This is a genomic window from Actinomadura sp. NPDC000600, assembly GCF_040492135.1.
Taxonomy (GTDB): Bacteria; Actinomycetota; Actinomycetes; order Streptosporangiales; family Streptosporangiaceae; genus Spirillospora.
Genome location: NZ_JBEUPD010000054.1, coordinates 17395 through 41368, shown reverse-complemented (window position 1 = coordinate 41368; position 23974 = coordinate 17395). Strand labels below are relative to the sequence as shown.

The 23974-nt window shown below is 72.6% G+C and carries 21 protein-coding genes; 9 read left to right on the top strand and 12 right to left on the bottom strand.

Annotation, left to right across the window (positions count from 1 at the left end; all coding sequences use genetic code 11):
- Positions 1-144 precede the first annotated feature (144 nt).
- Positions 145-1575 (bottom strand): hypothetical protein, encoded by a 1431-nt coding sequence (locus ABWI07_RS41030; protein ID WP_353821847.1) that lies wholly within the window; start codon positions 1573-1575, stop codon positions 145-147.
- Positions 1576-1802: 227 nt separating this feature from the next.
- Between ABWI07_RS41030 and ABWI07_RS41025 the strand changes: the two genes are divergently transcribed.
- Positions 1803-3005 carry a lysylphosphatidylglycerol synthase transmembrane domain-containing protein gene (locus ABWI07_RS41025; RefSeq protein WP_353821846.1) on the top strand — a complete coding sequence of 401 codons (1203 nt, stop codon included), beginning with the start codon at positions 1803-1805 and terminating at the stop codon, positions 3003-3005.
- 129 nt (positions 3006-3134) lie between these two features.
- The gene (locus tag ABWI07_RS41020) at positions 3135-3680 is read left to right on the top strand and encodes a flavin reductase family protein (protein ID WP_353821845.1); all 546 of its coding nucleotides are present in this window, start codon (positions 3135-3137) and stop codon (positions 3678-3680) included.
- On the opposite strand, the gene ABWI07_RS41015 is transcribed toward ABWI07_RS41020, so the two are convergent.
- The 6 genes from ABWI07_RS41015 to ABWI07_RS40990 all read right to left on the bottom strand — a co-directional run bounded on the left by ABWI07_RS41015 (position 3658) and on the right by ABWI07_RS40990 (position 9915).
- On the bottom strand, positions 3658-4878 hold the full coding sequence (locus tag ABWI07_RS41015; protein ID WP_353821848.1) for an ROK family transcriptional regulator: 1221 nt from the start codon (positions 4876-4878) through the stop codon (positions 3658-3660). The genes ABWI07_RS41020 and ABWI07_RS41015 overlap by 23 nt on opposite strands.
- Positions 4878-5636 (bottom strand): ATP-binding cassette domain-containing protein, encoded by a 759-nt coding sequence (locus ABWI07_RS41010; protein WP_353821844.1) that lies wholly within the window; start codon positions 5634-5636, stop codon positions 4878-4880. The genes ABWI07_RS41015 and ABWI07_RS41010 overlap by 1 nt, the downstream gene beginning before the upstream one ends.
- A gap of 201 nt (positions 5637-5837) precedes the next feature.
- Entirely contained in the window at positions 5838-7121 is a 1284-nt protein-coding gene (locus ABWI07_RS41005; RefSeq protein ID WP_353821843.1) for a sugar ABC transporter permease, read from the bottom strand.
- A gap of 11 nt (positions 7122-7132) precedes the next feature.
- Positions 7133-7918, bottom strand: a complete 786-nt coding sequence (locus ABWI07_RS41000; RefSeq protein ID WP_353821842.1) for an ATP-binding cassette domain-containing protein — start codon at positions 7916-7918, stop codon at positions 7133-7135.
- A 119-nt stretch (positions 7919-8037) separates the two neighbouring features.
- Positions 8038-9114 carry a sugar ABC transporter substrate-binding protein gene (locus ABWI07_RS40995; RefSeq protein WP_353821841.1) on the bottom strand — a complete coding sequence of 359 codons (1077 nt, stop codon included), beginning with the start codon at positions 9112-9114 and terminating at the stop codon, positions 8038-8040.
- Between the two features lie 507 nt (positions 9115-9621).
- Positions 9622-9915 carry a hypothetical protein gene (locus tag ABWI07_RS40990; RefSeq protein ID WP_168221011.1) on the bottom strand — a complete coding sequence of 98 codons (294 nt, stop codon included), beginning with the start codon at positions 9913-9915 and terminating at the stop codon, positions 9622-9624.
- 175 nt (positions 9916-10090) lie between these two features.
- On the opposite strand from ABWI07_RS40990, the gene ABWI07_RS40985 reads away from it, so the two are divergent.
- Both ABWI07_RS40985 and ABWI07_RS40980 read left to right on the top strand, forming a co-directional pair.
- On the top strand, positions 10091-10717 hold the full coding sequence (locus tag ABWI07_RS40985) for a hypothetical protein (RefSeq protein WP_149257717.1): 627 nt from the start codon (positions 10091-10093) through the stop codon (positions 10715-10717).
- A gap of 58 nt (positions 10718-10775) precedes the next feature.
- On the top strand, positions 10776-13298 hold the full coding sequence (locus ABWI07_RS40980; RefSeq protein ID WP_353821840.1) for a M14 family zinc carboxypeptidase: 2523 nt from the start codon (positions 10776-10778) through the stop codon (positions 13296-13298).
- Positions 13299-13361: 63 nt separating this feature from the next.
- Here the strand turns inward: ABWI07_RS40980 and ABWI07_RS40975 are convergent, their stop codons facing one another.
- Positions 13362-14036, bottom strand: a complete 675-nt coding sequence (locus tag ABWI07_RS40975; RefSeq protein WP_353821839.1) for a hypothetical protein — start codon at positions 14034-14036, stop codon at positions 13362-13364.
- Between the two features lie 100 nt (positions 14037-14136).
- Between ABWI07_RS40975 and ABWI07_RS40970 the strand changes: the two genes are divergently transcribed.
- Both ABWI07_RS40970 and ABWI07_RS40965 read left to right on the top strand, forming a co-directional pair.
- Positions 14137-15207, top strand: coding sequence for an Rv1352/Rv1906c domain-containing protein (locus tag ABWI07_RS40970; protein ID WP_149257720.1), 1071 nt, complete (start codon positions 14137-14139; stop codon positions 15205-15207).
- A gap of 170 nt (positions 15208-15377) precedes the next feature.
- On the top strand, positions 15378-17084 hold the full coding sequence (locus tag ABWI07_RS40965) for a LamG domain-containing protein (protein WP_149257721.1): 1707 nt from the start codon (positions 15378-15380) through the stop codon (positions 17082-17084).
- Positions 17085-17138: 54 nt separating this feature from the next.
- On the opposite strand, the gene ABWI07_RS40960 is transcribed toward ABWI07_RS40965, so the two are convergent.
- The gene (locus ABWI07_RS40960) at positions 17139-17726 is read right to left on the bottom strand and encodes an HAD family hydrolase (protein ID WP_149257722.1); all 588 of its coding nucleotides are present in this window, start codon (positions 17724-17726) and stop codon (positions 17139-17141) included.
- 128 nt (positions 17727-17854) lie between these two features.
- Between ABWI07_RS40960 and ABWI07_RS40955 the strand changes: the two genes are divergently transcribed.
- Positions 17855-18523, top strand: a complete 669-nt coding sequence (locus ABWI07_RS40955) for a TetR/AcrR family transcriptional regulator (RefSeq protein ID WP_149257723.1) — start codon at positions 17855-17857, stop codon at positions 18521-18523.
- Here the strand turns inward: ABWI07_RS40955 and ABWI07_RS40950 are convergent.
- A complete protein-coding gene (locus tag ABWI07_RS40950; RefSeq protein WP_353821838.1) occupies positions 18510-20651 on the bottom strand; it encodes an MMPL family transporter in 2142 nt (713 codons plus the stop codon). The genes ABWI07_RS40955 and ABWI07_RS40950 overlap by 14 nt on opposite strands.
- Positions 20652-20925: 274 nt before the next feature.
- Between ABWI07_RS40950 and ABWI07_RS40945 the strand changes: the two genes are divergently transcribed.
- Positions 20926-21156: a hypothetical protein gene (locus ABWI07_RS40945; protein ID WP_149257725.1), complete on the top strand. Its 231-nt coding sequence runs from the start codon at positions 20926-20928 to the stop codon at positions 21154-21156.
- 186 nt (positions 21157-21342) lie between these two features.
- Here ABWI07_RS40945 and ABWI07_RS40940 read toward each other — a convergent pair whose 3' ends face one another.
- Together ABWI07_RS40940 and ABWI07_RS40935 are read right to left on the bottom strand one after the other, a co-directional pair.
- On the bottom strand, positions 21343-21642 hold the full coding sequence (locus ABWI07_RS40940; RefSeq protein WP_149257726.1) for a Dabb family protein: 300 nt from the start codon (positions 21640-21642) through the stop codon (positions 21343-21345).
- A gap of 30 nt (positions 21643-21672) precedes the next feature.
- Positions 21673-22128, bottom strand: coding sequence for a flavodoxin family protein (locus ABWI07_RS40935; protein ID WP_149257727.1), 456 nt, complete (start codon positions 22126-22128; stop codon positions 21673-21675).
- A 166-nt stretch (positions 22129-22294) separates the two neighbouring features.
- Between ABWI07_RS40935 and ABWI07_RS40930 the strand changes: the two genes are divergently transcribed.
- Positions 22295-23965, top strand: a complete 1671-nt coding sequence (locus tag ABWI07_RS40930) for a bifunctional lysylphosphatidylglycerol flippase/synthetase MprF (RefSeq protein WP_353821837.1) — start codon at positions 22295-22297, stop codon at positions 23963-23965.
- The last annotated feature ends 9 nt before the right edge of the window (positions 23966-23974 follow it).

Genomic DNA, 23974 nt, shown 5'->3' with positions numbered 1-23974 from the left:
CGCGGCCGGTCGGCTGACCGCAGGACGTGATCGTCCAGATGGACATAGAGTGCGGTCAGAAGGGCGTCCAGGTTTGTCTTCACACACTGATCATGGGCGCCCTTCGTCATGCCCGCAGCGGTTCAGAAAACCCCCATCAACGATCTAGGGCATGCCCGGCTTCTGCAGTTCCTTGCGGTAGATCCAGAACAGCATCCGCTGGCCGGGGCGTTCGGTGATGCCCCAGATGCGGTCGCCTCCCGAGTACGGGTCGAACGCCAGGGACTCCCCGCCGATCGGCCCGACCACGTGGAACGGCGCGTTCCCGTCGCCGTCGCGATCGCTGTAGACGCTGCCGGGCGAGGCGCCGTTGGACACGTCGTAGTAGAGGGTGTCGCCAGTCCCGCTGTGGTACACGGCGGCTCCCTGGACGTGGGTGAGGTTCGTCCCGAACACGGTCGTCGAGGTCACCCGTCCCGACCCGTCGGTCTTCAGCGACCCGTCGGCGTTGAGGGGCCAGCGCACCGCGCGCATGGGCTTGGCGGACGTCACCCCGCCCTCGATCTTGTACTCCGCGGTGAGCAGGCTCGCGGGCGAGGTCGTCGGGTCGTAGGTGACGGTGCTGAAGCACAGGTCCTTGTCCCTGGCGGACGGCACCACGTCCCAGGCCGGGCAGGCCCCGGCGTTCTCGGGCCTGTACATGCCGGTCTGGAACAGGGCGTACTTCTCGTTGTGCGCGTAGAACCGGCCGTCGGCGCCCACGCCCAGGATGTTCTGGCCCGTCGCCACCCGGTAGGTGCGACGGACGTCGTACACGCGCAGACCGGACGTGTCGGCGGTGTAGAGGAAGTTCCCGGCCAGCGCGACGCCGCCCTGGTGCTGCTTGGCGTCGTCGACGCCCTTGACCGAGACGGTCCCGGCCGGGGAGTTGGCGGGCGAGACCTCCTGGACGGCGAGCTTCCCGCCGGCGGTCACCGTGGGGATGGCCAGCGTGACCGGCTGGTAGACGCCCTTGGCGTCCACTCGGGGGCGGGGCCCCACCGTGACGCGCGACCCGTCCGTCACCCAGTCGGACCCCGACTTGTGCCGGTGGTACCAGCTGAGCGCCACGCCGTCGAGCTGCGCCGTCCGGCTGATGGCGACGCCCTGTGGGATCCAGTACTGGCTGCTCTTGTCACCGTTGTCGAAGCACCACGCGCCGAGCGTCACCTTCGCGTCGACGGCCTTGACCGCGTCGTTGGAACCGCAGCCGCTCTTCCAGGTGAGACCGTTCGCCGCGCCGGCCGCCGCCGCCGCGAGGTCCTTCTGCCGCGTCATGCCGCGCGCCGGGTCCGCGGCCATGGCGTCGAGCTGCCTCAGTGCCTCCGCCGAGACGGGGGCGGCCTTCAGGGTGAACGACACTCCGGGCAGCGGCGCGGTGTCGCCGGGGGCGGCGGCCGCGGCGACGGCCGAGACCGCCAGGTCGCGCGTCGCCCCGGACGGCGGGGCCAGCGCCACGGCGACGGCGAGCGAGGCGGCGCCCGCGCCGAGGCCGATCGCGGCCGTTCTTCCGCGGGCGGCCTTTCCGCGGCTCGGCGTCCTTAGGCGGGGGGACATGGAGTCCTTTCCGTGGAGGCGGGCAGGAAGTAGGACAGAACGGAGATGTTAGACACCACATGATCATCTGTCAGAGCGTTGTGAAAGGTTCCTGATTCCGCCCGCCGCCCCTCCGCCCGCGCCGGGCGTGGCGCACGTCACTTTGCGGTTCGTTTCCCACCCCAGGGGAATGTCTTAGCCGGGCCATAGGTTGCGCAATGCGGGCGAGCTTGCGAGGTGACCGGGACATGTACGAGGCAGTCACGGCACCGGTCCGTCCCCCGGCCGAAGCCGACCCGTTCCCGCTCCGGGAGGAGCCCGACGAGCAGGCCCCGCGGCGCCCGTGGTGGCGGCGCAAGGCCGGCCTGATCCTCCAGTGGGCCCTGGTCCTCGGCGCCCTCGCCGCACTCCCCCTCTACCGCGACGAGCTCCCCGACCTCGGCGCCATCTTTACGGCCGTGTCGCACGCCGACCCGGGCTGGCTGGCCGTGGTCGTGCTGGCCGTGGCGGGCTCGATGGGCGCGTTCGCCCGGCTGCAGCGCCGGCTGCTGCGCGTCGGCGGGCTGCGGATGCCGCTGCGCCGCGCGTTCGCGATCACCTACGCGGGCAACGCCCTGTCCACGACGCTGCCGGCGGGGCCGGCGGTGAGCGTCGTCTACACGTTCCGGCAGTTCCGCCGCGCCGGCGCCTCGGCGCAGCTCGCCACCGCGGTGATCCTGGCCGGCGGCGTGATCACCACCTCGGCCTACTCCCTGATCGGCCTCGTGGCGCTGGTGGCCGACCCGCACGCCCGCGGTATCGCGCTGCTGGCCCTCGCCGTCCCGCTGGTCCTGGCCGTCCTGCTGGTGCCCGCACTGCGGTGGCGCCCACTCCGCGCCCTGCTGACGGCGCCGCTGCGCCGCGGCTACCGGGCCGCGCTCGCCAACCCCAGGATCGCCCCGTACGCGGAGCGGCTGGCCGGCGTCCGCGACATCCTGCGCCCGACCCTGCGCGACTGGGCCGCGCTCATCGCGCTGGCCCTGCTGAACTGGGTGTTCGACATCCTGGCGCTGCTGTCGGCGGCGCACGCGGTCGGCATCCAGGTGGCCCCGAACGGCGTCGCCCTCACCTACTTCGCCGCCCAGGCGGCGGGCAGCCTGCTCCCGCTGCTGCCCGGCGGCCTCGGCGCCATCGAGGGCAGCATGGCCGCCTCTCTGGTCGCGTTCGGCGCGACGCTGTCGCCCGCCGCCGCGGCCGTCGGCCTCTACCGGCTCGTGTCCTACTGGGCCGTCGTCGCGGTGGGCTGGATCGCCTGGGCCGCGCTGCACGAGGGGCCGCGCGTCCCGGCCCGCGCCAAGGCGCGGCTGGCCGGTACCGGCCGCCTGATCGTCGACGGCATGTCCACGGTGGCGTTCCTCACGCCCTATGCCGCCGTCCCGTCCCAGACCCCCGCCGAGGCGCCGCGCCCGTAGGCTCCGCCTCCGTCCGGAGACCGACGACCCGGCGGGACCTTCGACCGAGATCGCCCTCCCGGGGAATCAGGGCCCCGCGACAAGGGCTTTAGTGGTCGTCGACGTACCCCCGCCACGGAACGGACCACCATGCACGGATCGCCCGACCGCTCGTCCGGACCCTCGGCGACCGGCCCCGGCCCGGCCGCGTTCCGCTCGGTGCTGAGCAGGTTCGCGACCGGCGTGGTCGCCGTCACCGCCATCGACTCCGCCTCGGGCCTCCCCGCGGGCCTGGCCGTGAACTCGTTCACGTCCGTCTCCCTCGACCCGCCCCTCGTGGCGTTCTGCGTGGCGCACACGAGCAGGACGTGGCCGATCCTGCGCGCCTCGGACCGCTTCTGCGTCAACATCCTCGCCGCGCCGCAACTGGAGGTCTCCGAGCAGCTCGCCTTCGGCAGCGGCCCCGACAAGTTCACCGGCGTCGACTGGACGCACGGCCCCGGCGGCGCCCCCCTGATCGACGGCGCCCTGGCGTGGATCGAGTGCTCGGTGGAGCAGGAGCACACCGCCGGCGACCACCTGCTCGTCGTCGCCCGCGTCCACGACCTCGCCGAGCACCGCGACGGCGATCCCCTGGTCTTCTACCGGAGCGGCTACGGCGCCTTCACGCGCTTCACACCGTCTCGGGGGCTCTGAGACGGGCCAGCACCTGGACGGGGTCGGCCAGGACCTCGGCGAAGGCGAACTCGGCCGCTCCCACCAGGGTGGTGTCGTCGCCCAGGGCGGCCGTGCGGAGCTTCACCTTCTCCCTGGGGGCGGCGAGGGCGCTGGTCGCGAGGACGCTGCGGATCTGGGCGGCGGCGCCCAGGTAGATGTCGCGGAGCGTGCCGCCGAAGATGACCAGGCCCGGGTTGAAGACGTTGACGAGGTTGGCGACGCCGAGACCGAGCCAGGTGCCGACGCGGTGCAGCGCCTCCCGGGCCGTGATGTCGCCGGCGTCGGCGGCGGCGACGATGTCGCGGACCGCGTCGCGCCCGGCCTGGCCGGGGATCTCCTCGCGGCCTGCGTGGGCCAGCAGCGTCCGCTCCCCCACCTCGGCCTCCAGGCAGCCCTTCGAGCCGCAGGCGCAGGGCCGGCCGTCGGGGTTGATGACCATGTGCCCGATCTCGCCGCCGAAGCCCTCGTCGCCGCCGAGCAGCCGGCCGTGCGCGATGATGCCGCCGCCGACGCCGACGTCGCCGTGCAGGTAGATGAGGTTGTCGCAGTTCACCCCCGCGCCGCGCTCGTGCTCGGCGAGGGCGCCGAGGTTGGCGTCGTTGCAGACCGAGACGGGGATGCCGAGGCCGAGGCGGCGGGACAGCGCGTCGCCGAGCCGTAGGTCGCCCACGTCCAGGTTCGGCCCGAACATGATCGTGTCGTCGGAGCGGCGGACGGTGCCGGGGAAGCCGAGGGCCGCCCCGACGCAGACGGCGTCGCGCTCGGCCTTGCGGACGAGGGACCGGGCGCCGGCCACCAGCACGCCCAGCAGGTCGCCCGGGTCGGCGTCGCGGGCACGGACGCCCTCCCGGCGGTCCAGCACGACGCCGCCGAGGCCGACGCGCGCGACGACGAGCCGGTCGACGCCGACCTCGAACGCCAGCACGTACACGCGGGTGGACTCGGGCCGCACCACCAGGGACGGGCGCCCGGCGCGGCGTCCCGGCCCGCGCGGCAGTTCCTCGCGCACCAGCCCGGCGGCGGTGAGGTCGGAGGTCAGCGCCATGATCGTGCTGCGGTTGAGGCCGAGGGACTCGGCGAGCACGGCCCGGGAGGCGGGGCCCCGCAGGTGCACGAAGCGCAGCAGCGTCCCGAGGTTGTGGCGCCGGATGTCCTCTTGTGACGGGCCCGCCTTCATCATCGGCGCAGCCCCAGCTCTCCGCTGGTCCCGGAGGTGATCAGCTCGACGACCTCCCGGTGGGTGACGTCGGCGGTGCGGACCTGGGCGACCATCCGGCCGAGGTAGAGGGCGGCGATCCGGTCGGAGACCGCGAACACGTCGTTCATGTTGTGCGAGATCAGCACGACGGCGAGGCCCTTGTCGGCGAGCCGCCGGACGATCTCCAGGACCTGCTGGGTCTGCGCGACGCCGAGCGCGGCGGCGGGCTCGTCCAGCACCACGAGCTTGCTGTCCCACAGGACGGCGCGGGCGATCGCCACCGTCTGCCGCTGCCCGCCCGACAGCGTCGAGATCCGCTGCCGGACCGAGCCCATCGTGCGGACGGCGAGCCCCGACAGTGTCGAGCGCGCCATCTCCTCCATGAGGGTCTCGTCCAGGGCGAGGCCGCGGCGCTCCTCGCGGCCGAGGAACAGGTTCTGGACGATGTCGAGGTTCTCGCAGAGCGCGAGGTCCTGGTGGACGATCTCGATGCCGAGGCGGGTGGCGTCGCGGGGGCCGCCGACCCGCACCGGCCGGCCCTCGAAGCGATACTCGCCCCGGTCGAACGGGTGGATGCCGCCGATGCACTTGACCAGGGTGGTCTTGCCGGCGCCGTTGTCGCCGACGAGCGCGGTGACCTCGCCGGGATAGGCGGAGAAGGCGACGTCCTGCAGCACCTTCACGGAGCCGAAGCTCTTGTCGATACCGCGCAGGTCCAGGACCGGCGTCACTGACATGCCGAGGGGCTCCCACCGTGCCGCACCGCCGCCGCGCGCCAGGCGGTCGTGATCAGTGAGGATATCAGCAGGATTGCCCGGCCCGATACCGCCGGAGGGCCGCTCTGGGCGGTCCTCCGGCCAGGCCGGGGAGCCGATGTCACGGGCCACCGGCTCCCCGGCCTCCCCGGCCCGGTTCACGGCGTCACCGCGCCCACGCGGTCACCGTCCAGTGCTGGAGCGGCGTCGCCGCGCCAGGGCGTCGATGCTCGCGGCGAGCAGCAGCACGACCCCGGTGATGAGGTAGCTCAGGTAGGCCTTGGTGCCGAGCAGCCCCAGCCCGTTGTCGATGAGCGCGATGACGAGGCCGCCGAGCACGGCGTCGCGGGCCTTGCCACGCCCGCCGAAGAGGCTCGTCCCGCCGATGACCGCGGCGCCCACCGCGTACAGCAGCGTGTTCCCGCCGCCCGCGTCGGTGGCGACCGAGTTGAGGCGGGACGCGGCGACGATGCCGCTGATCGCGGCCATCCCGGACGCGATCATGAAGACGGAGATCCGGATGCGGGTGACGTTGATGCCGGCCCGGCGGGCGGCCTCGGCGTTGCCGCCCACCGCGTAGATGTGCCGGCCGTAGGCGGTGCGGCCGAGTACGAACGTGCAGACCACGAGCAGGACACCGACGAGCAGCACGCCCCACGGGATCCCGCCGAGGTCGATCAGCGGGCTCGGGGCGCGGTCCAGGCTCAGCACGTAGGTGCTGATCAGGAGCGCGGCGGCGACGACGGCGCACTGGGCGATCACGAAGCCCAGCGGCTTGGAGTGCAGGTTGCGGAGGTGCTGGCGGCGCCAGCGCAGCAGCAGCGTCGCGGTGTAGCCGACGACGCAGGCGACCGCGAGCGTCCAGCCGAGCCAGACCGGCATGTTCTTGTTGGACAGCGCCACGACGAAGTCGTCGCGGACTGGCACCGTGCCGCCCTCGCCGATGAGCCGCAGCGTGATGCCCTGAAGGCCGAGGAAGAACGCGAGCGTCACCACGAACGAGGGGATGCGCAGGAAGGCGACGAGCCAGCCGATCGTGGTGCCGATGACGATGCCGATCGCCACGGAGCTGATCACCGCGACGTACCAGGGCTGTCCCGAGTCGACGATCAGTTTGGCCATCACGGCCGCGCAGACGCCGCTGGCCACGCCGGCCGACAGGTCGATCTCGCCCAACAGCAGGACGAAGACGAGCCCCATCGCGAGGATCGTGATCGGCAACGCCTGCGTGGACAGGTTGGCGATGTTGCCCTTGCTGAGGAACGTGTCGGGCTTCAGGATCGTGAACAGCACGACCAGGGAGATCAGGCCGAGGACGGCGGGCAGCGCGCCCAGCTCGCCGGCCCTGATCTTGTGCCAGTAGTCCAGCAGCGCGGACCGCGAATCGTGCCGGCGCCGGTCGGTCGAGAAATCCGAGTCCGCCAGCTTCATGGCGGTCTCCTTGCCATTGGGGAGGTCGGTGGACACCTGGCCCCCTTTCAGATGCTCTCGGCGGCGGTCTGCGGCGCGAGGCCGAGATCACCGGAACGGCCGGCGGTGATGAGCTCCACGACCTGGCCGTGGGTCACCTCGGAGCGAGCGACCTCCGCGGCGACCCGGCCGAGGTAGAGGGCGGTGATGCGGTCGGCCACCTCGAACACGTCGTTCATGTTGTGCGAGATGAGCACGACGGCGTGCCCGGTGTCGGCGAGGCGCCGGACGAGGTCGAGGACCTGCCGGGTCTGCGCGACGCCGAGCGCGGCGGTGGGCTCGTCAAGGATCACGACCTTGGACTCCCACAGCGCCGCCTTGGCGATGGCGACGGTCTGCCGCTGCCCGCCGGACAGGCTGGCCACCTGCTGCCGGACGGACTTGACGGTGCGGACCGACAGCCGGGCGAGGGTCTCCCGGGCCGCCTCCTCCATGGAAGGCTCGTCCAGCACGATGCCCTTGCGCCGCTCGCGGCCGAGGAACATGTTCTGCACGATGTCGAGGTTGTCGGCGAGCGCGAGGTCCTGGTAGACGACCTCGATCCCGAGGTCGGACGCGGTCCGCGGCCCGTCGATCGAGACGGGCCGGCCCTCGAACTCGATCCGTCCCGAGTCGATGGGGTGGATCCCGGCGATGCACTTGATCAGGGTCGACTTGCCGGCGCCGTTGTCGCCGACGAGGGCCATCACCTCGCCCAGCCGCACGGTGAAGTCCACGTCGTGCAGCACATGGACGGCGCCGAAGCTCTTGTTGAGCCCGGTCAGGCGGAGGACGGGATCTCCGTTTTCAGCCACGTGTTTCCTTCCACGGGTTCGAGCGTCATGCCCGTGGCGGGCCCCTGGCGTCCCGGGTTTCCGGGGACCCGGGGCGCCCTCAGCGGTGCGGGGCCCGCCACGAGGTCAGCGCGGGGCTCCTACTGGATGCCCGCGGTCTTGCACTTGGCCGCGAAGGAGCCCTTGCACAGGTCCTCCTTCTTGACGAAGCCGTCGTCGGTGACCTGCTTGACGTTGTCCTTGTAGACGCCGATCGGGGTCAGCAGCACCGAGGGGACGTCGCGCTTGCCCTCCGGGTCGTTCGTGGTCCCGTTGGTCTCGCCCTTCTCACCCTTGATGAGGGCCACGGCGAGCTTGGCGGCCGCGTCGGCCTCCTGCTTGACCGGCTTGTAGACCGTCATGCACTGGGTCTCGTCCAGGATGTTCTGCAGGCCCTGCAGGGTGGCGTCCTGGCCGGTGACGGCGACCTTGCCGGCCTGCTTGTTCTTCTTGAGGATCGAGATGACCGCGTTGCCGATGCCGTCGTTGGCGGCGAGCACACCGTCGATCTTGCCGTGCTGCTCGGTCCACATCTGCTCGAAGATCGTGGCGGCCTTCTCGGCCTTCCAGTCCGGGACGGGCTGCTCGGCGACCTTCTTGTAGGTGCTCGCCTGGTCGAGCACGTTGTGCGCGCCCTTGGCGAACAGCGTCGCGTTGTTGTCGGTCGGGGCGCCGTTGAGGTAGGCGATGTTGGCGCTCTTGTCGCCGAGGCACTTCTGCAGGCCCTTGCCGAGCTCCTCGCCGACCTTCACGTTGTCGAAGGAGACGTAGTAGTCGGCGACGCCGCCGAGGGTGAGCCGGTCGTAGTCGATGGTCTTGACGCCCTGCGCCTGCGCCTTGCGCTGGACGGCGGCCGCCGAGTTGGAGTCGATGCCGTCCACGACGAGGACCGTGACGCCGCTGGTGAGCATCTGGTCGGCGATCGTCTGGAAGCGCTGGGTCGAGCCTTCGGCGTTCTGGATGTCGTAGGCGACGCCGGCGGCCTTGAAGGCCTGCTCCAGGTACGGCCGGTCGAAGCTCTCGTACCGGACGGAGGAGGTGGTGTCGGGCAGGATCACGCCGACCTTGCCCTTCGAACCGGAACCGCTCTTGCTGTCGGAGTCGCCGTCCCCGCACGCGGTGAGGCTGAGCGCCGCCGCCGTCGTGACGGCCAGCAGGCTGAGGATCCCCTTGCGCATTGCCCGGGTCCTTTCTGGGGGTGGCCGCCGTGCCGCGGCCGGGGGGTGTAGCCGGTGCCGGTGAGCGAGATCACATGCTACCGACGGGAATGTTGTGTCCCGCAACTTATGTCGCGCTTGTCCGTCGCGCCAGACCTGAGACCGTGTTGATTTGTTGTCGGCGGTAACAATCACGTAACACGAGATCAACACGGGTGGAACACAAGGGGGCCGGAGGTGGGGGCGGGAAGGCGCCCGACGCCGCGCGGGCGCGCTCGCATGGGCCCAGGTCGGCGAAATGTTCCGCGGGTCAACATTCACCGCGGCCCGCGGTCACGGCATGGCTCACTCCGGCGGCACCGCACGCGCAGGGGCGGCGCCACCGCGATCCGAAGCGGCTCCGGGATCAGGCGGCTCCGGGATCAGGCGGCTCCAGGCTCGGGTTGTTCCGGGCTCGGGCTGTCCCGCGATCGGGTGGTCTCGGGCAGGGTCGGGCTCGGGCCCTGCCCGGGCCGCGCGGAGCCGGGCTCAGGCGGACAGGACGCGGGCGACGCGGTCGGCCGCGGCGGAGGCGTCGGCGGCGGGCGCGATGCGCTCGGCCCACGACCACCAGTACCACCAGCCGTCCGCGCCCTGCTCCGCCAGGATGTTCTCGGTCAGGGCGGCCGCTTCCGGATTCATCACGTGCAGGCTGGGCGACTGGCCGCGGGGCAGGGTGAGACGCACCCGGAGACCGCGCTTGACCAGCTCCTCGCCGAGTTCTTCCAGATATTCGATCCGCGTCTTCGAGGGCGCGGCTGTTCCCGTGTCGTCAGGCGTCATCCTTGTTTCCTCACGGACTCCGTGCGGCCCGACGTGCGATTCAGCCTCCCTCTTCACCCGCCCGCGCGCAAGCACCCCGGCCTGTCGGCGGGGAGGCGGACGGGGCGGGGCCGCGAGGGCGCACCGCGTTTCGGAGGTCGCCCGGACCCTATCCGGGATATCTTGCGCTTGGCAGATGAACCGGCAGATGGGGGCGACAATGACGGTGGGCGCGGGTGCCCAGCCAGGATCCGGGCCGTCCGCCGCACCGGCCGGCGGCGCGGCGCGGGGCGGGCGGACGTGGCACCGGTTCCACTACGCGGTCGGCGTGTTCGTCGTCGCCTACGGCGTGGCGAGCCTCGCGACCGCGGTGGCGCTGTGGGGCGACCGGCTGGACGAGGTGGAGGGCTACTTCGGGTCCGGGCCCGCCACGGGGATCCTCGTCTTCGTCAAGGCGGTCGAGGCGCTGCTCGTGCTCACCGCGGCGGCGGGGGTGGTGCTCCGCCGCGACCTGCTCCTGGTCCCGCCCGTCGCGGGGTGGATGGCCGGGTTCGCGATGTTCGCCGTCCTGGACGTCTTCACCGGCCGGTGGGGCGGTCTCGTCGAGCACCTGGCCTACCTGGCGGGGTTCGTCGTCCTGCTCTTCCTGTCCTACGGGCTTAGCGCGAAGGCCCAGCTCGCGGGCGCGCCGCAGGAGCCCGCGCCGGAGGGCTCCCCGCGCGGTCCGGGCGGGCTGACCCGGACGCAGGAGTTCGCGCTCCAGGCCATCAACCGGGCCGCGGCCCTCACCGGCCCGCGCCCGCGCCCGGAGAAGCGCGGCTGATCTTTCTTGGCAGAAGTTGCCCTTGGTGGCGGCCCCGGCCGGTGTCACGTTGTGGCTCATGAGAGCCCGAAAACTGGCACTGCCTGTGGTGATGGCGGTGTCCCTGGCGGCCCCGGCGTCGCTCGCCGCGCCCGCGGCCGCGCTGCCCGCCGCACCCGCGGCCGACTGCGACCCGACCCGGACCGCACCGGTCTACCGGGGCAAGGTCCCCTCCCCCGAACAGGTCCTCGGCTTCGACCTCGGTGAGCGGCCGGTCAGCGCCGCCGAGTCCGACACCTACCTGGAGACGGTCGCCGCCAAGAGCGAGCGCGTCGTGTCCGGGACGCTGGCCACCACCGCGCAGGGCCGTCCGCTGAAGTACGCGATCGCCGGACGGCCCGAACTGGTCTCCAAGGCGGGGCTGGCCAAGGTGCGGACGGAGGCCGGGCTCCTGCGCGACCCCCGCACCCCCGCCGCGCTCGCCAAGCGGATCACCGATCGCGGCGTCCCGATCCTGTGGGTCAGCGGCAACGTCCACGGCGACGAGCCGAGCGGCACGGACGCGGCGCTGCGGGTGCTGCGCGACCTCGGCGACCGCGCCGACTGCGCCGCGACCGGGATCCTCGCCAACGCGCTCGTGGTCGTCCTGCCGACGCAGAACCCGGACGGGCGCACGCTGGAGACGCGGCAGAACGCCTACGGCTTCGACATGAACCGGGACTGGTTCGCGCGCACGCAGCCGGAGACCGACGGCAAGCTCGCGATGCTGAACCAGTATCCGCCCGCGCTGTACATCGACGCGCACGAGATGGGCGGCGACTCCTACTTCTTCCCGCCGAACGCCGACCCGATCTACCACGAGACCCCCGAGCAGGCGGTCGGCTGGATCAACGACCTGTACGGCCCGGCGATGGCCGCCGAGTTCACGCGGCAGGGCATCGACTTCTTCAACCGCGACGTCTACGACCTCTTCTACCAGGGGTACGGCGACTCGGTGCCGACCAGCGCGTTCCACGCCGCCGGGATGACGTACGAGAAGGGCGACGAGAGCCCGTACCCGGACCGGGTGAAGGAGCAGTACCTCACCCAGTGGGTGTCGCTGTCGGCGGCGGCGCGCGGCCGGCACCGGATCCTCACCGAGTGGCGGCAGATGACGGTCGACGCCTACGAGCAGGGCAAGGCCGGGAAGCTCGAGCCCAACCAGGTCTACAACCCGCCGAACACGGTCGACCGGCAGGTGCCCGACCGGAAGGTGCGGAGCTACTTCCTGCGCGACGACGACCCGGCCAAGCGCGCGGAGACCGCCCTCATCGTGCGGCGGCTGCAGCGCATGGGCGTGCGCGTCGAGAGGCTGGCCAGGCCGCTGGCCGTGCCGGACTACAAGGCGTACGGGCGCCCTGAGGCCGCGACGACGCTGCCGGCGGGCACGTACTGGATCTCGATGGCGCAGGGCCAGAAGCACTGGATCCAGGCCATGCTGAACGAGGACTCCTACACGCCGTTCCCGTACTTCTACGACGTGACGGCGTGGAGCCTGCCACTGCTGGGCAACGTTTCCGGCGGGTCGTCCGGCGCCGTCCTGCACCCGCGGACCGTCCCGCTGCGGACGCTCCCGGCACCGCGTCCGGGGCACGAGGGTAAGGCGCCCAAGCTGGGCGTCCTCCAGCTGTCGGCCACGTCGTCGTCGGCGCGGCAGTCGGCCGGCTGGCTGAGGCACCGCCTCGACCGCGACTGGAAACTGCCGTTCACGCTGCTCACTCCGGCGGACGTCGCGGCGGGCAAGCTCAAGGGCGTCGAGGTCCTGGTCACGCCGAACGGCCCGGCCTCGTCCGCCTACACGGCCCTCGGCGACGCGGGGCGCGCCGCGCTCCAGCAGTGGACGCGGGACGGCGGCCGCTACATCGGCTGGCAGGGCGGCACGCAGCTCGCGGCGCGTCTCGGCCTGACGACCGCGACGCTCGCGGAGCCGACGTCCGACGTCCCCGGCACGCTGTTCCGCGTGAAGGTTGACAGGGCGAGCCCGCTGGCGAAGGGCGTCGGCGCGACGGCGTGGAACTTCACCTCCTACGACCCGGTCATGAGGGCGTCCAGCGGCGTCGTCGTGGCGTACCCGCAGGCGGACTCGCCCGACTGGTTCGTGTCCGGGTTCGAGCGGGGCGGGTCCGAACTGGGCGGCACGGCGGCGGTCGTTGACCAGCCCGTCGGGACGGGCCGGTCCGTGCTGTTCGCGGCCGAGCCCAACTTCCGCGCGTTCAGCGACGGGACGGCCAAGCTGCTCTACAACGCGATCCTCGGCCCCGACCCCGCGAAGGCCGCGGCGCCGCAGGCCACCGCGACCGCGAGGGCGGCCCAGGAGGCGGCGCAGCTTCCGTCGTACGAGTCGCCGATCCGCGTGTCGGTCAAGGCCGCGGACGCTGCCAAGACCGCGTCGCTGCTGCGGTCCGTCGGAGCGGCGTGGACGCGCAGCGGCGCCGGCGGCGTCGTCCACTACGTGATCGACAACCCGCGGGGCCTGCCGCTGGACCACCACCCGTTCGCCGGGCGCCTGCCGTCCCTGATCCGCAAGGCCGGGATCACACCGGTCGCGGTCACGCTTCCCTGACCGTTCCGCGCGGCGTGCCGGCCCGTCCGGCGCGCCGCGCCCTACCCTGCCCTGCGCCGCGCCCTATTTCCGGACCAGCCACGCGATCGCGGTCATCGTGCCGGGCGGGACCTCGGTGAAGCCGCCGTCCCGGACCGCGACCGCCGCCTTCTTCACGCACTCGCTCCACGGCACGTCCCGCGCCAGGTGGACGGGGGCGCCCGCCTCGACCCACGCCGCCACGTGCCTGCGGCGGCCCTGGCGGAGCAGCAGCTGGGCGGCGTGCCCGCACTGGGCGGCGGCCTTCCCCGTCGTCATCGTCACGTCAGGGTTGAGCGCGATCGCCGCGTACGGGGGCTCGGGCGGGGGCGCCGGCTCCTGCGCCTCGGCCAGTTCGAGGCCCGCGACCTGGAGCTTCGCCAGCTGGGGCGGGACGTCCGACACCGGTCCCGGCGGGAACGCCCGCACCTGCGCGCCCGCGTGCCGGACCGTGACGCCGGGCAGCGCCTCCGCCTCCGGCCACCGGACCCCGCGGGCCCGCCGCGTCACCTTCCTGATCCGGCGCGACTCCCACTCCCGGACGGCCTCCCGCCACTCCCCCTCGGGCTCGGCGGCGCGCGGGTCGGTCAGCAGCCGGACGACCGCGGTCGCCGCGGCCTCGCAGACCGCGCCGTGACTGGGCGGATCGGCCTTCTCGGCACGTACCACCAGTTGCATCGCCCACGGCGGATCGTCCAGGGGATCATAGTCGGGTCGCACGCGTGGAGTATTCCAAACCCCGTCCCGCTTCCCGGGAGCGGTAGTGGGTACTGCAACTCTTACCGTCCCCCGGACGTCGTTCAGGTACGGGAGGTCGCCGGTGACCAGTGGCGCATGGAGTGATTCCATACCGGGAGTCGGGACGTTCTTCGTCGGCATCGACGTCGCCCCCGGCCGCTACCGCTGCGAGGACGGCAAGGGCGGCTGGTGGGTGCGCTTCACCGGCCCCGGCGGAGGCGATCCCGTCGGCTCGTGGCCGCTGCCCGCCGGCCCCACCGAGATCGAGATCGCGCAGAGCGACTTCGCGTTCGAGACCCACGTCTCCACGTCCTGGCGGCGGATCGCGCCGCCGCGCGCCCCGGAGGACGGCGCCCCGGCCGAGCCGCGCCCCGTCGCCGACCCGGCGCTGCGCGCCGAGCTGGACACGATCGTCGCGCGCCGCAAGCCGCTGGTGTGGCTGGCGCCGCTGTCGGTGCTCGCCCTCGGCCTGGTCGGCTCCCCGCTGCTCGGCTCGCTGTGGCTGATCGGCCTCGGCATGCTGGCGGTGCTGGTCGCGCTCGGCACCCCGTCGGTCTCGCTGGACCTGCGGCGGGCCCGGGAGCTGGAGCGCCGCCGCGACCGCTACCTCGTCCCCGAGGACTTCGACGACGAGGGCCGCGTGCTGCTGGCGCGCGTCCAGGCGGCCGTCGACGCCGTCCGCGACTCCCAGGTCAACCGCGAGGGCCTGCTCGACGCGGTGGACAACGCCGTCACGCTGCCGCGCCAGGAATGGGAGATCGCGCAGGTCCTGGCGAAGCAGTCGAGGCTGCGCGCGGACCACGCCGAGATGGCCGAGACCGAGACGCTCCCGGAGGTGGAGGCGGCACTGCGGCCGCTGCGCGACAAGCTCGACACCTCGGTCGAGGCGGTGACGCGCCGCATCGAGGCCCTGGAGCGCTATGCGGAGCGCGCCAAGTCGGCCGACGAGGTCCTGCGCGCCCAGCGCCACCTGGAGGCGATCGCGGAGAAGGCGCACCAGTACGACGAACTGCTCGCCGACACCGTCCGCGACGACCTGGCCCTCCCCGCCATCGAGCGCCTGACCGAGCAGGGCGACGAACTCCTCCGAACCCTCCGCGAACGCCTCGCCCAGGCCGCCGAGGCAGGCGGAGAACTCCCGCCCCCCTCCTGAACCGCGGCCCCCGAGCCCCGTTCGCAAAGGCCCGATGGGTCGCTTGTCGAGATCGTGATCTTCCTGCGCCCACAGGCACCCGGAAAGGTGTCAAGATCACAACACAACTGAAACGGGCATGGACGGCGTTCCCTCCCCGCTGCGCCGCATGCCGCGACCAGGAGGTGTGGATGCGTCCACGTCGAACCATTCCGGTGCTGCTCGCCGCCCTGGCGGTGACGGTCCCGGCGTCCATCGCGGGGAGTGCGGGGACGGCGCTGGCCCAGGCGTCGATTCCGGCCCCCACCGTCACATCGGCCGACTACCCCGACGACGACGCCTGGCACGACGGTGTCGGGATCTACGGCGAGTTCACGATCGACGACCCCAGCGACCAGGCGGCGCGGTACTCGGTGTCCATCACCGGACAGCCGGGCCTGGATCTCGCCACCCGTGACGGCGCGCCCGTGACCGTGGCGATCGCCCCCCACCGCAGCGGGCCCGTCTACCTGACGGTCCAGTCCTTCGGCCCGGCGGGCGAGAACAGCCCGACGACGGACTACCTGTTCCTGGTGAAGGCGGGCAGCGCCCCGAAGGCCCACTGGAAACTCGACGAGCCCGCCGGGGCCCGCCAGTTCACGGCGGAGGCGCGGGAGGGCGACGACCCGGCCGTCGCGCAGGCGGCCGGAACGGTCTCCGCCGGCGCCGAGGGGCAGCTCGGGACGGCGGCGCACCTGGACGGCGGCCACGCCGACGCCGCGGCGCTCGTGGACACCGCCAAGAGCTTCACGGTGTCCGCCTGGGCCAGACCCGCGACGGATGGCGACTCCGTCGTCGTGGCGGCGACCGGTGAGGAGAAGAACGCGTTCTCACTCCAGTCGCGGGGCGGGCACTGGGCGTTCGTGAAGTCCGACGCGGACGCCCGCGGCGCGGCGATCAGGCAGGCCGTCGCGGAACAGCCCGTCTATCCCGGCACCTGGGCCCATCTGACCGGCTCCTACGACGCGACGCAGAAGAGGCTGCGGCTCTACGTGAACGGGGCCCTCGCGTCCGACGTCGCGTCCGGTGACCCGGCGTGGAGCGCGCAGGGCCCGCTGCGGCTCGGCGCCGGCGTCCGGCCCCGGGCGCACCCCTTCCTCGGTGATCTCGACGAGGTCCGGGTGTACGACCGGATCATCGTCCCGGCCGAGGCGGCGGCGCTCCCGAAACTCCCCAAGAAGGTGCACGGGCGCTGGAAGTTCAACGTCGACGGCGACGACGACTCCGCGCTCGGCAACGACATGGCGCTCCGGGGCGGGGCGGCGATCGACCCGAACGCCGGGTTCTACGGGTGGGCGTCTCCGGCCGGACTGAGGCTGGACGGCACGGCGGCGTACGCGGAGACCTCAGGGCCCGTCATCCGCACCGACCGGAGCTTCACCGTCTCCACCTGGGTGAACACGGAGCAGATGCCGACGAGGGCTTCGACCCTCCTCTCCCTCCCGGGGCGGAACATCAACCGCTTCGCACTCCGCTTCGTGCCGGGAGACGAGCCCGGTGCGCACACGTGGCAGTCGGCCATGGCCGACTCCGACGCCGCGGACGCGAAGGTCACCGTCGCCACGCACACGGTCTCCTCCCGGTGGTGGGATCACCTCGCCGTCGTCTATGACGCTCCCACCAGGACGATGACCTTGTACGTGAACGGTGAGCCCCAGGAGAACGGGTCGATCAAGGGCGGGGTCGGGGCGTTCGACGCTGGGGGCCCCCTCCAGGTCGGGCGTTCGGCGCTCGGCGACCCCGAGTACTGGCCGGGCGCCGTCGACGACGTCTGGGCGTTCCAGGGAGCGCTGGCGCAGCAGGACATCGCCACCCTCGCGGGCGGCGCCGAACTGGAGACCCCCGACCAGTTCGACTGAGGCCGCGCGAGCGGTGGCGGCTCTCCGGGGTCGCCACCGCTCGCCCGAGGACGGTCAGGCGGTGAGGGTGCGGACCTGGGTCAGGGACGTGAAGAGTTCGGCGCGCATGCCGGTCTCGCGGGCGGCGAGGACGTTGCGTTCGTTGTCGTCGAAGAAGAGGACGTCGGCGGGCTTGACGCCGAGGGTCTCGGCGCAGATCTCGTAGGCGCGGGGGTCGGGCTTGGCGACGCCGATGCGGCAGGAGTAGACGCGCGCGTCGAAGCGGGCGAGCCAGGCGCCGTGCCGGGCCTCGAAGCGGGGCACCAGGTCGCCGATGATGTTGGACAGCAGCCCGAGCGTGCGGCCCCGGTCGGCCAGCTCGCCGACCAGGGCGACCATCTCCTCGTCGACCTCGGTCCAGCTGTCGAGGTCGGCCTCGACCAGCGCGGGGACGTCGGGGAACGCGGTGCCGAGCAGGCCCGCGACGTCCGCCCAGTAGGACGCGCTCTCCTGGCCGGCGTCGTAGGCGGGGCGGCAGGCCCAGTAGGCGTCCCAGAACGCGGGGCCGGGGTCCCCGGCGGTCTCCTCGATGCGCCGCACCGCCTCGGGCGTCTGGGTGCGGGCGATCACTCCGTACAGGTCGAACACGATCACATCGGGCATGCCCCCGAGCCTAATCCGCCGCCGCCGCCGATCCCGGAACCGGCAGGTAGCAAGCGCTTGTTGCAACCCGTACGCTGGTCCGGCCGCCGAATCGAGCAAGCGGTTGGGCGACACGGCATAATGAGAGGGTGACGACCACGAGCGCCAAGTCCGGACGATCGAGAACCCGCGGCACCGGCGAGGACGCCCCCCGCCGCCGCGGCCGCGGAGCCCCCGCGCTGGCGTCCGAACGGCGCGCCCACCTGGTCAGGCTCGCTGCCGAACTGTTCGCCGAGAAGGGGTTCCAGGCCACCACCGTCCGCAACATCGCCGACGAGGCCGGCATCCTGTCCGGCAGCCTCTACCACCACTTCGACTCCAAGGAGTCGATCGTCGACGAGATCCTGTCCGGGTTCTTCACCGAGGTCATGGCCGCCTACCAGGCGGTGATCGACGAGAGCCTGAACCCGCGGGACACGATCGCCGGGCTCGTCCGCGTCGCGTTCGGCACCCTGGAGCCGCACCGGGCCGCGATCACGGTCATGCAGAACGACTGGAACTACCTGCGGGGCATGGACCGGTTCGCCTACCTGACCAAGTCCGAGGCCGAGATCGAGAAGATGTGGGTCACCACGCTCCAGGCGGGCCAGGCGGAAGGGCTGTTCCGTCCCGACCTCGACCCGAAGCTGACCTACCGGATGATCCGCGACACGGTCTGGGTGGCCGTCCGCTGGTTCCGGCCCGGCGGCCGCCTGAACGCCCAGGGGCTCGCCGAGCACTACCTCAAGGTGATGTTCGACGGCATCAACCTGCACTAGCCCGCACGCTCGGCCGCTCCGCCGCGACCGCCCGCGCGGGACGCGACGGCAGGATCCGCCGCAGCGGCCCGGGAAGCCACCAGTTCGCCTCGCCGAACAGCTCCATCAGGGCCGGGACGAGCACCAGCCGCACGACGGTCGCGTCGATCAGGATCGCGACGCCGAGGCCGAGCCCCATCTGCTTGACGGCGACGTCCGCGCCGAGGAGCACCGACAGGAAGACCATCACCATGATGGCCGCCGCCGCGGTGATCACGCGGGCGGTGCGGGACAGGCCGAGCGCGACGGCCTCGCGGGTGGCCACCCCCTCCTCGTAGATCTCGCGGACGCGGGACACCAGGAACACCTCGTAGTCCATGGACAGCCCGAACAGGATCGGGAACATCATCAGCGGCACCCACGTGGTGACGGGCATGTCCGTCGGAAACCCGAGCGCGCGCCCCGCCCAGCCCCACTGGACGACGGCCGTCAGCACCCCGTACGCGGACGCGATCGACAGCAGGTTCATGAGGGCGGCCTGCACCGCCACCGTGACCGACCGGACGAGCCCGACGAGCAGCAGCAGCGACAGGCCCACGACCACGGCGATCAGCAGCGGCAGCCGGGTGGAGACGCTCTCGGCGAAGTCGATCGAGGCGGCGTTCGGTCCGCCGACGTAGGCGCGGGCGCTCGTCCCGGCGACGGCGCCGGGGATGACGTCGTCGCGCAGCGTGTGGACGAGGTCGGACGTCCGCTCGTCGTGCGGGCCGGTCTTCGGGAACGCCATGACGATCGTGGCCTTCCCGTCCCGGCTGGGACGAGGCGGCTGGACGGCCGCGACGCCCGGCGTCCTCCCGACCGCGTCGGCGATCCGTCCCGCCTCAGCGAGCCCGCCGCCCTCGGTGACGACGATCAGCGGCGCGGCGGTCCCGGGCCCGAACCCCTCCGCCATGATCCGGCTCGCCTGGTAGCCGGAGTGGTCGTGCGGCTGGGTGCTGGAGTCCGGCAGGCTCAGCCGCATCGACAGCGCGGGCACGGCGAGGACCAGCAGGACGGCGGCCGCGCACAGGCCGGCGAGCACCGGGTGCGCCTGGACGACCCGCGCCCAGCGCTCGGCCAGCGGGCGGCGGGCCCGGCCGAGACCCGGGACGCGGAGCCGGTCGATGGCGTGCCCGGCGAAGCCGAGCAGCGCGGGCAGCAGCGTCACGGAGGCGAGCATCGTCATCAGCACGGCGACGCCGGCCGCGACCGCGACGCCGTTGAGCAGCTTCTGCTGCATGACGAACAGGCCCATCAGCGCGATCACCACGGTGGTGCCGGCGAACAGCACGGCCCGCCCGGCGGTGGTGACGGCGGTGACCGCCGCCTCCTCGGGGCCTGCGCCGGCGTGCATCTCCTCCCGGTGGCGGGTGACGATGAACAGCGCGTAGTCGATGCCGACGCCGAGCCCGATGAGCGCCGCGACGATGGGGCTGAACGCGGGCGCCGGCAGCAGGTGCCCGAGCAGCATGATCAGCGCGAGGCCGGTGCCGATGCCGAACAGCGCGGTCACGATCGGCAGGCCCATGGCGAGCACCGACCCGAACGCGATCAGCAGGATCACGACGGCGGCGAGCACGCCGATGCCCTCGGACGGGCCGCCGCCCGGCGTCTCGGCGGCGTCGACCGCCGATCCGCCGAGTTGGATCCGGACGGGTCCGGAGTCGGTGCGCACGTCGTCCAGGAGCGCGATCACGTCGTCCCGGGGCATGTCGTCGGACGAGATGTCGAGGCCGCCCGTCGCGAACGCCGTCCTCCCGTCCCGGGAGATCTGCCCGGGCGCCTCGTAGGGCGACGACACCGACGCGACATGCGGCGTCCTGCCGAGCCTGTCGATCGCCTGCTCGACCCGCGCCTTCACCCCCGGGTCCCGGAGGCCGCCCTCGGCGCGCACCGCCAGCGTGATGGAGTCGCCGCTGCGCTGCGGGAAGTGCTGCTCCAGCAGGTCCGACGCCTTCGCCGCGTCGGAGCCGCCGCCCGAGAAGTCGTTCAGGGGCTCGGCGGCGAAGCCGAATCCCAGCGCCATGACGGCGATCGTCCCGACGATCCAGCCCGCCACCGTCAGTCGCCGTCTCCGGTAGCAGAACCGGGCAAGTCTTGCGAGTCTCATGGGTACCGCCTCCGCGGACGCGCCTTCCGCGGTCGCGCCGCACCTGGGGATGTGCTGTCGCGCCCAGCGTCCTCTCCAGGTCGGGCCCCGGGCATCCGGCGGACGGCCTCACCCGTGGGCGCCCGCTACATCTGGCGGCGTACATCCGGCGCGGTATCCCATGGTTCGGCGCCCAGAAGGCCCATAGTGTGCTTAGTCACGATTTGCCGAGTAGGGGTGACGCTTTGGTCCGTGGGGACGCTGGTATGGGAGAGGTCTACGGGGGGAGGGCGGCATGACAGCTGACCAAGGGGCCGCCGGTCGCGACGAGCCCACGCCCGCGGCCCTGCGCGCGGCCACCGCGCGCACCCTTCAGGAGCAGTTCCCCGGCGTGCGGGTCTGGTACGGCGAGGCGACCGGGTCCTGGTGGGCGATGGTGCCGCTGCGCGAGGGCCCGCGGCTGCTGGAGGCGCCGTCCGCGCAGCAGCTCCGCGAAGAGATCATGAGTCTGCGCAGGTGGGGGTGACCTCGGCTCGCCGCCCGCCGGGAACGGGGCGCGATCCGTTCCCAGCGGGCGTCTCTGAGGAAACTAACCCGAAAAGTCTTTCAGCACAAGCGCTTGCTCGGTTTCAGTATCGGGCGGCCCGCCGGCGCCGCCGCCGCGCGCTCCGGCGGGCCGCCCCTTGAGCTGGAGCGTTGCATTCCGTACCGCTTACAACTCGTACTGGATGGACGCGCGCTCCGCCGTGATCGGCGTGATGTAGTCGTTGACCGTCGCCCGGTGCAGGGGGTTGTCGCGGTAGGCGAGGTAGGCGTCCCGGTCCGCGAAGTCCGCGACCACCGCGAAGTCGTATGCGCCGGGGTTGAGCCCCGCGTCCGCGCCCACGCTGTACTCCCGGATCTCCGGGATCGCGCCGGGCAGCCCGCGCAGCTTCGCCGCCACCTCGTCCTGCTGGCCGGTCGTCGTGCCTTCGATCCATCTGAACAGCGCTATGTGCCGGAAACCACTCATGGTCGGCACGCTACAGGCGCCCCACCCGTCTCAGACGTCACCGAGCTCCGCAGCCGTGACCGCGCCGAGTTCCCAGCACGCCTCCAGGTCGGCCTTGCTCGGCTCGCCCGTCACCACCACGTGCGGCTGGACGGCCTTCCACTTCAGCCCCGTGGTGATGGAGTCCAGGGCCCGCACGGCGCCGGTGGCGTCGTTGTTGCCGTGCAGGAAGGCCCCGAACGGGCGGCGGACCGTCTCCTCCAGGCACGGGTAGTAGATCTGGTCGAAGAAGTGCTTCAACGCCCCGGACAGGTAGCCGAGGTTGACCGGGGAGCCCAGGAGGTAGCCGTCCGCCTCCAGGACGTCCACGGCGGAGGCGGTCAGGGCCGCGCGCGACACGACCTCCACGCCCTCGATCTCGTCGGTCGACGCGCCGGCGCGCACCGCCTCGAACATCGCCTGGACGGACGGCGACGGCGTGTGGTGGACGAGCAGGAGCCTCTTCATCACTCCGAGGCTAGCGGTGTCCTACCGCCCCCGGCCGGGTATGGCCGAGTTGAAGCGCCCGGCCTGGGGATTCGGCCGTACGCTGATTTCAGGCCCCATAGGAACGACCGAACCCGGGAATGAGTTCCGGAAGATCTTGGTTGGGGGCTCAGCGGAGGTGTGCTTCGTGCTGACGGACGAGTCTTCCCGCAAGGGCGGGCCGGGGGCGCCGCCCCATGCGCGGCCCGTCTGGCCGCTCGCGCTGACCGCGGCCCTGGTCGCCGCGCTGATCGCGGTGCCCGCGTTCTCCGGATCCCCGCACGTCCTCGGACGGCTGTCGCAGCTCGTCACCGGGAGCCCGCTCAGGCCGGAGCACGCCGTCGTGCTGGCCCTCGCGCTCGCGCTGGTCGCCCGCGGCGTGCTGCTGCGGCGCCGCGCCGCCTGGTACGGCCTCGCCACGCTGGTGGTCCTCGGGCTGCTCGCCGTCGTGTCCGGCGACGACCCGCTGTGGCGGCTGCCCCTGCTCGCCGCCGTCCTCGGCGGGCTGTGGCTGGAGCGCGACCGCTTCCCGGTGCGCCCGCATCCCGAGCGCGTCCGCGCGGCCGTGAAGACCGGCGCGCTGCTGCTCGCCGCCGCGACCGCGGTGTCGCTGCTCTTCGGCGGGGTGTCGGTGCGGTCGGTCGGCGACGTCGCGAGCGGCCTCGGCGCCACCGGCGCGCCCATGGACGGGGCGTCCTGGCTGCCGGGCGTGCTCGGCCTCGCCGGCGCGGCGGGGCTGCTCGTGCTGGTCATCACCCTCCTGGCGCCCGACCCGGCGCCCCCGCCCGGCGACGAGGCCGAGCGCGTCCGCGTCGCGGGCCTCGTCCTGCATCCCGGCTCCGACACCCTCTCCCCGTTCGCGCTGCGGCGCGACAAGGCGTACGTGTTCAGCGCGGACGGCCGCGCCGCGATCGGCTACCGGGTCCTGTTCGGCATGGCGGTCGCGGGCGGCGACCCGGTCGGCGACCCCGCCTCGCACGCCGACGCCGTGCGGGCCTTCCTCGCGATGTGCCGGACGACGGGCTGGCGTCCGGCCGTCCTCGGCGCGAGCGACGCCCTGCTGCCCGCCTGGGGGCCGTGCCGCTCGATCGGCTTCGGCGACGAGGTCGTCATCCGTCCCGGCGAGTTCACGCTGTCGGGGCGGAAGATGCGCAACGTCCGGCAGGCCGTCAAGCGCACCGAGAACTTCGGCGTCTCGTCGGAGATCCTCCCGGAGCGGGAGCTCACGCCCGCCCTCCGCGAGAAGCTGCTGGACGTCGCGTCCCGGTCCCTCGGCGGTGCGGCCGAGCGCGGCTTCTCCATGAACCTGGACGAGCTGCTCACCGGGTACCACCCGGGCGCGGTCGTCGCCGTCGCCTACGACGAGGACAAGGAGCCCATCGCGTTCCAGCGCTACGTCACCGCGGGCGAGGGCATCAGCCTGGACGCGATGCGCCGCACCCCCGGCGGCCCGAACGGCGTGAACGAGCGCCTCATCGTCGAGATGATCGAGTACGCGGCCCGGCGCGGGCACGGGCTCGTCTCGCTGAACTTCGCCGCCTTCCGCGAGCTGCTGGACGCCGACGAGCGCGGGCCGCTGGAGAAGGCCGGCTACCGGGCCCTGCACCTGCTCGACCCGTGGATCGCGGTCGAGTCGCTGTACCTGTTCGACAAGAAGTTCAGGCCGTCCTACACGCCGCGCAACGTGGTCTTCCGGTCCTGGTTCGACATCGCGTGGCTGGCGGCGGCGCTGCTCACGCTGGAGTTCGGCTGGACGCGTCCCGCCCAGCGGGCCGCCGGCCCTGTCACCGAACCCGTCCACCACCTGGGCCGGTACTGAGGCGATCCC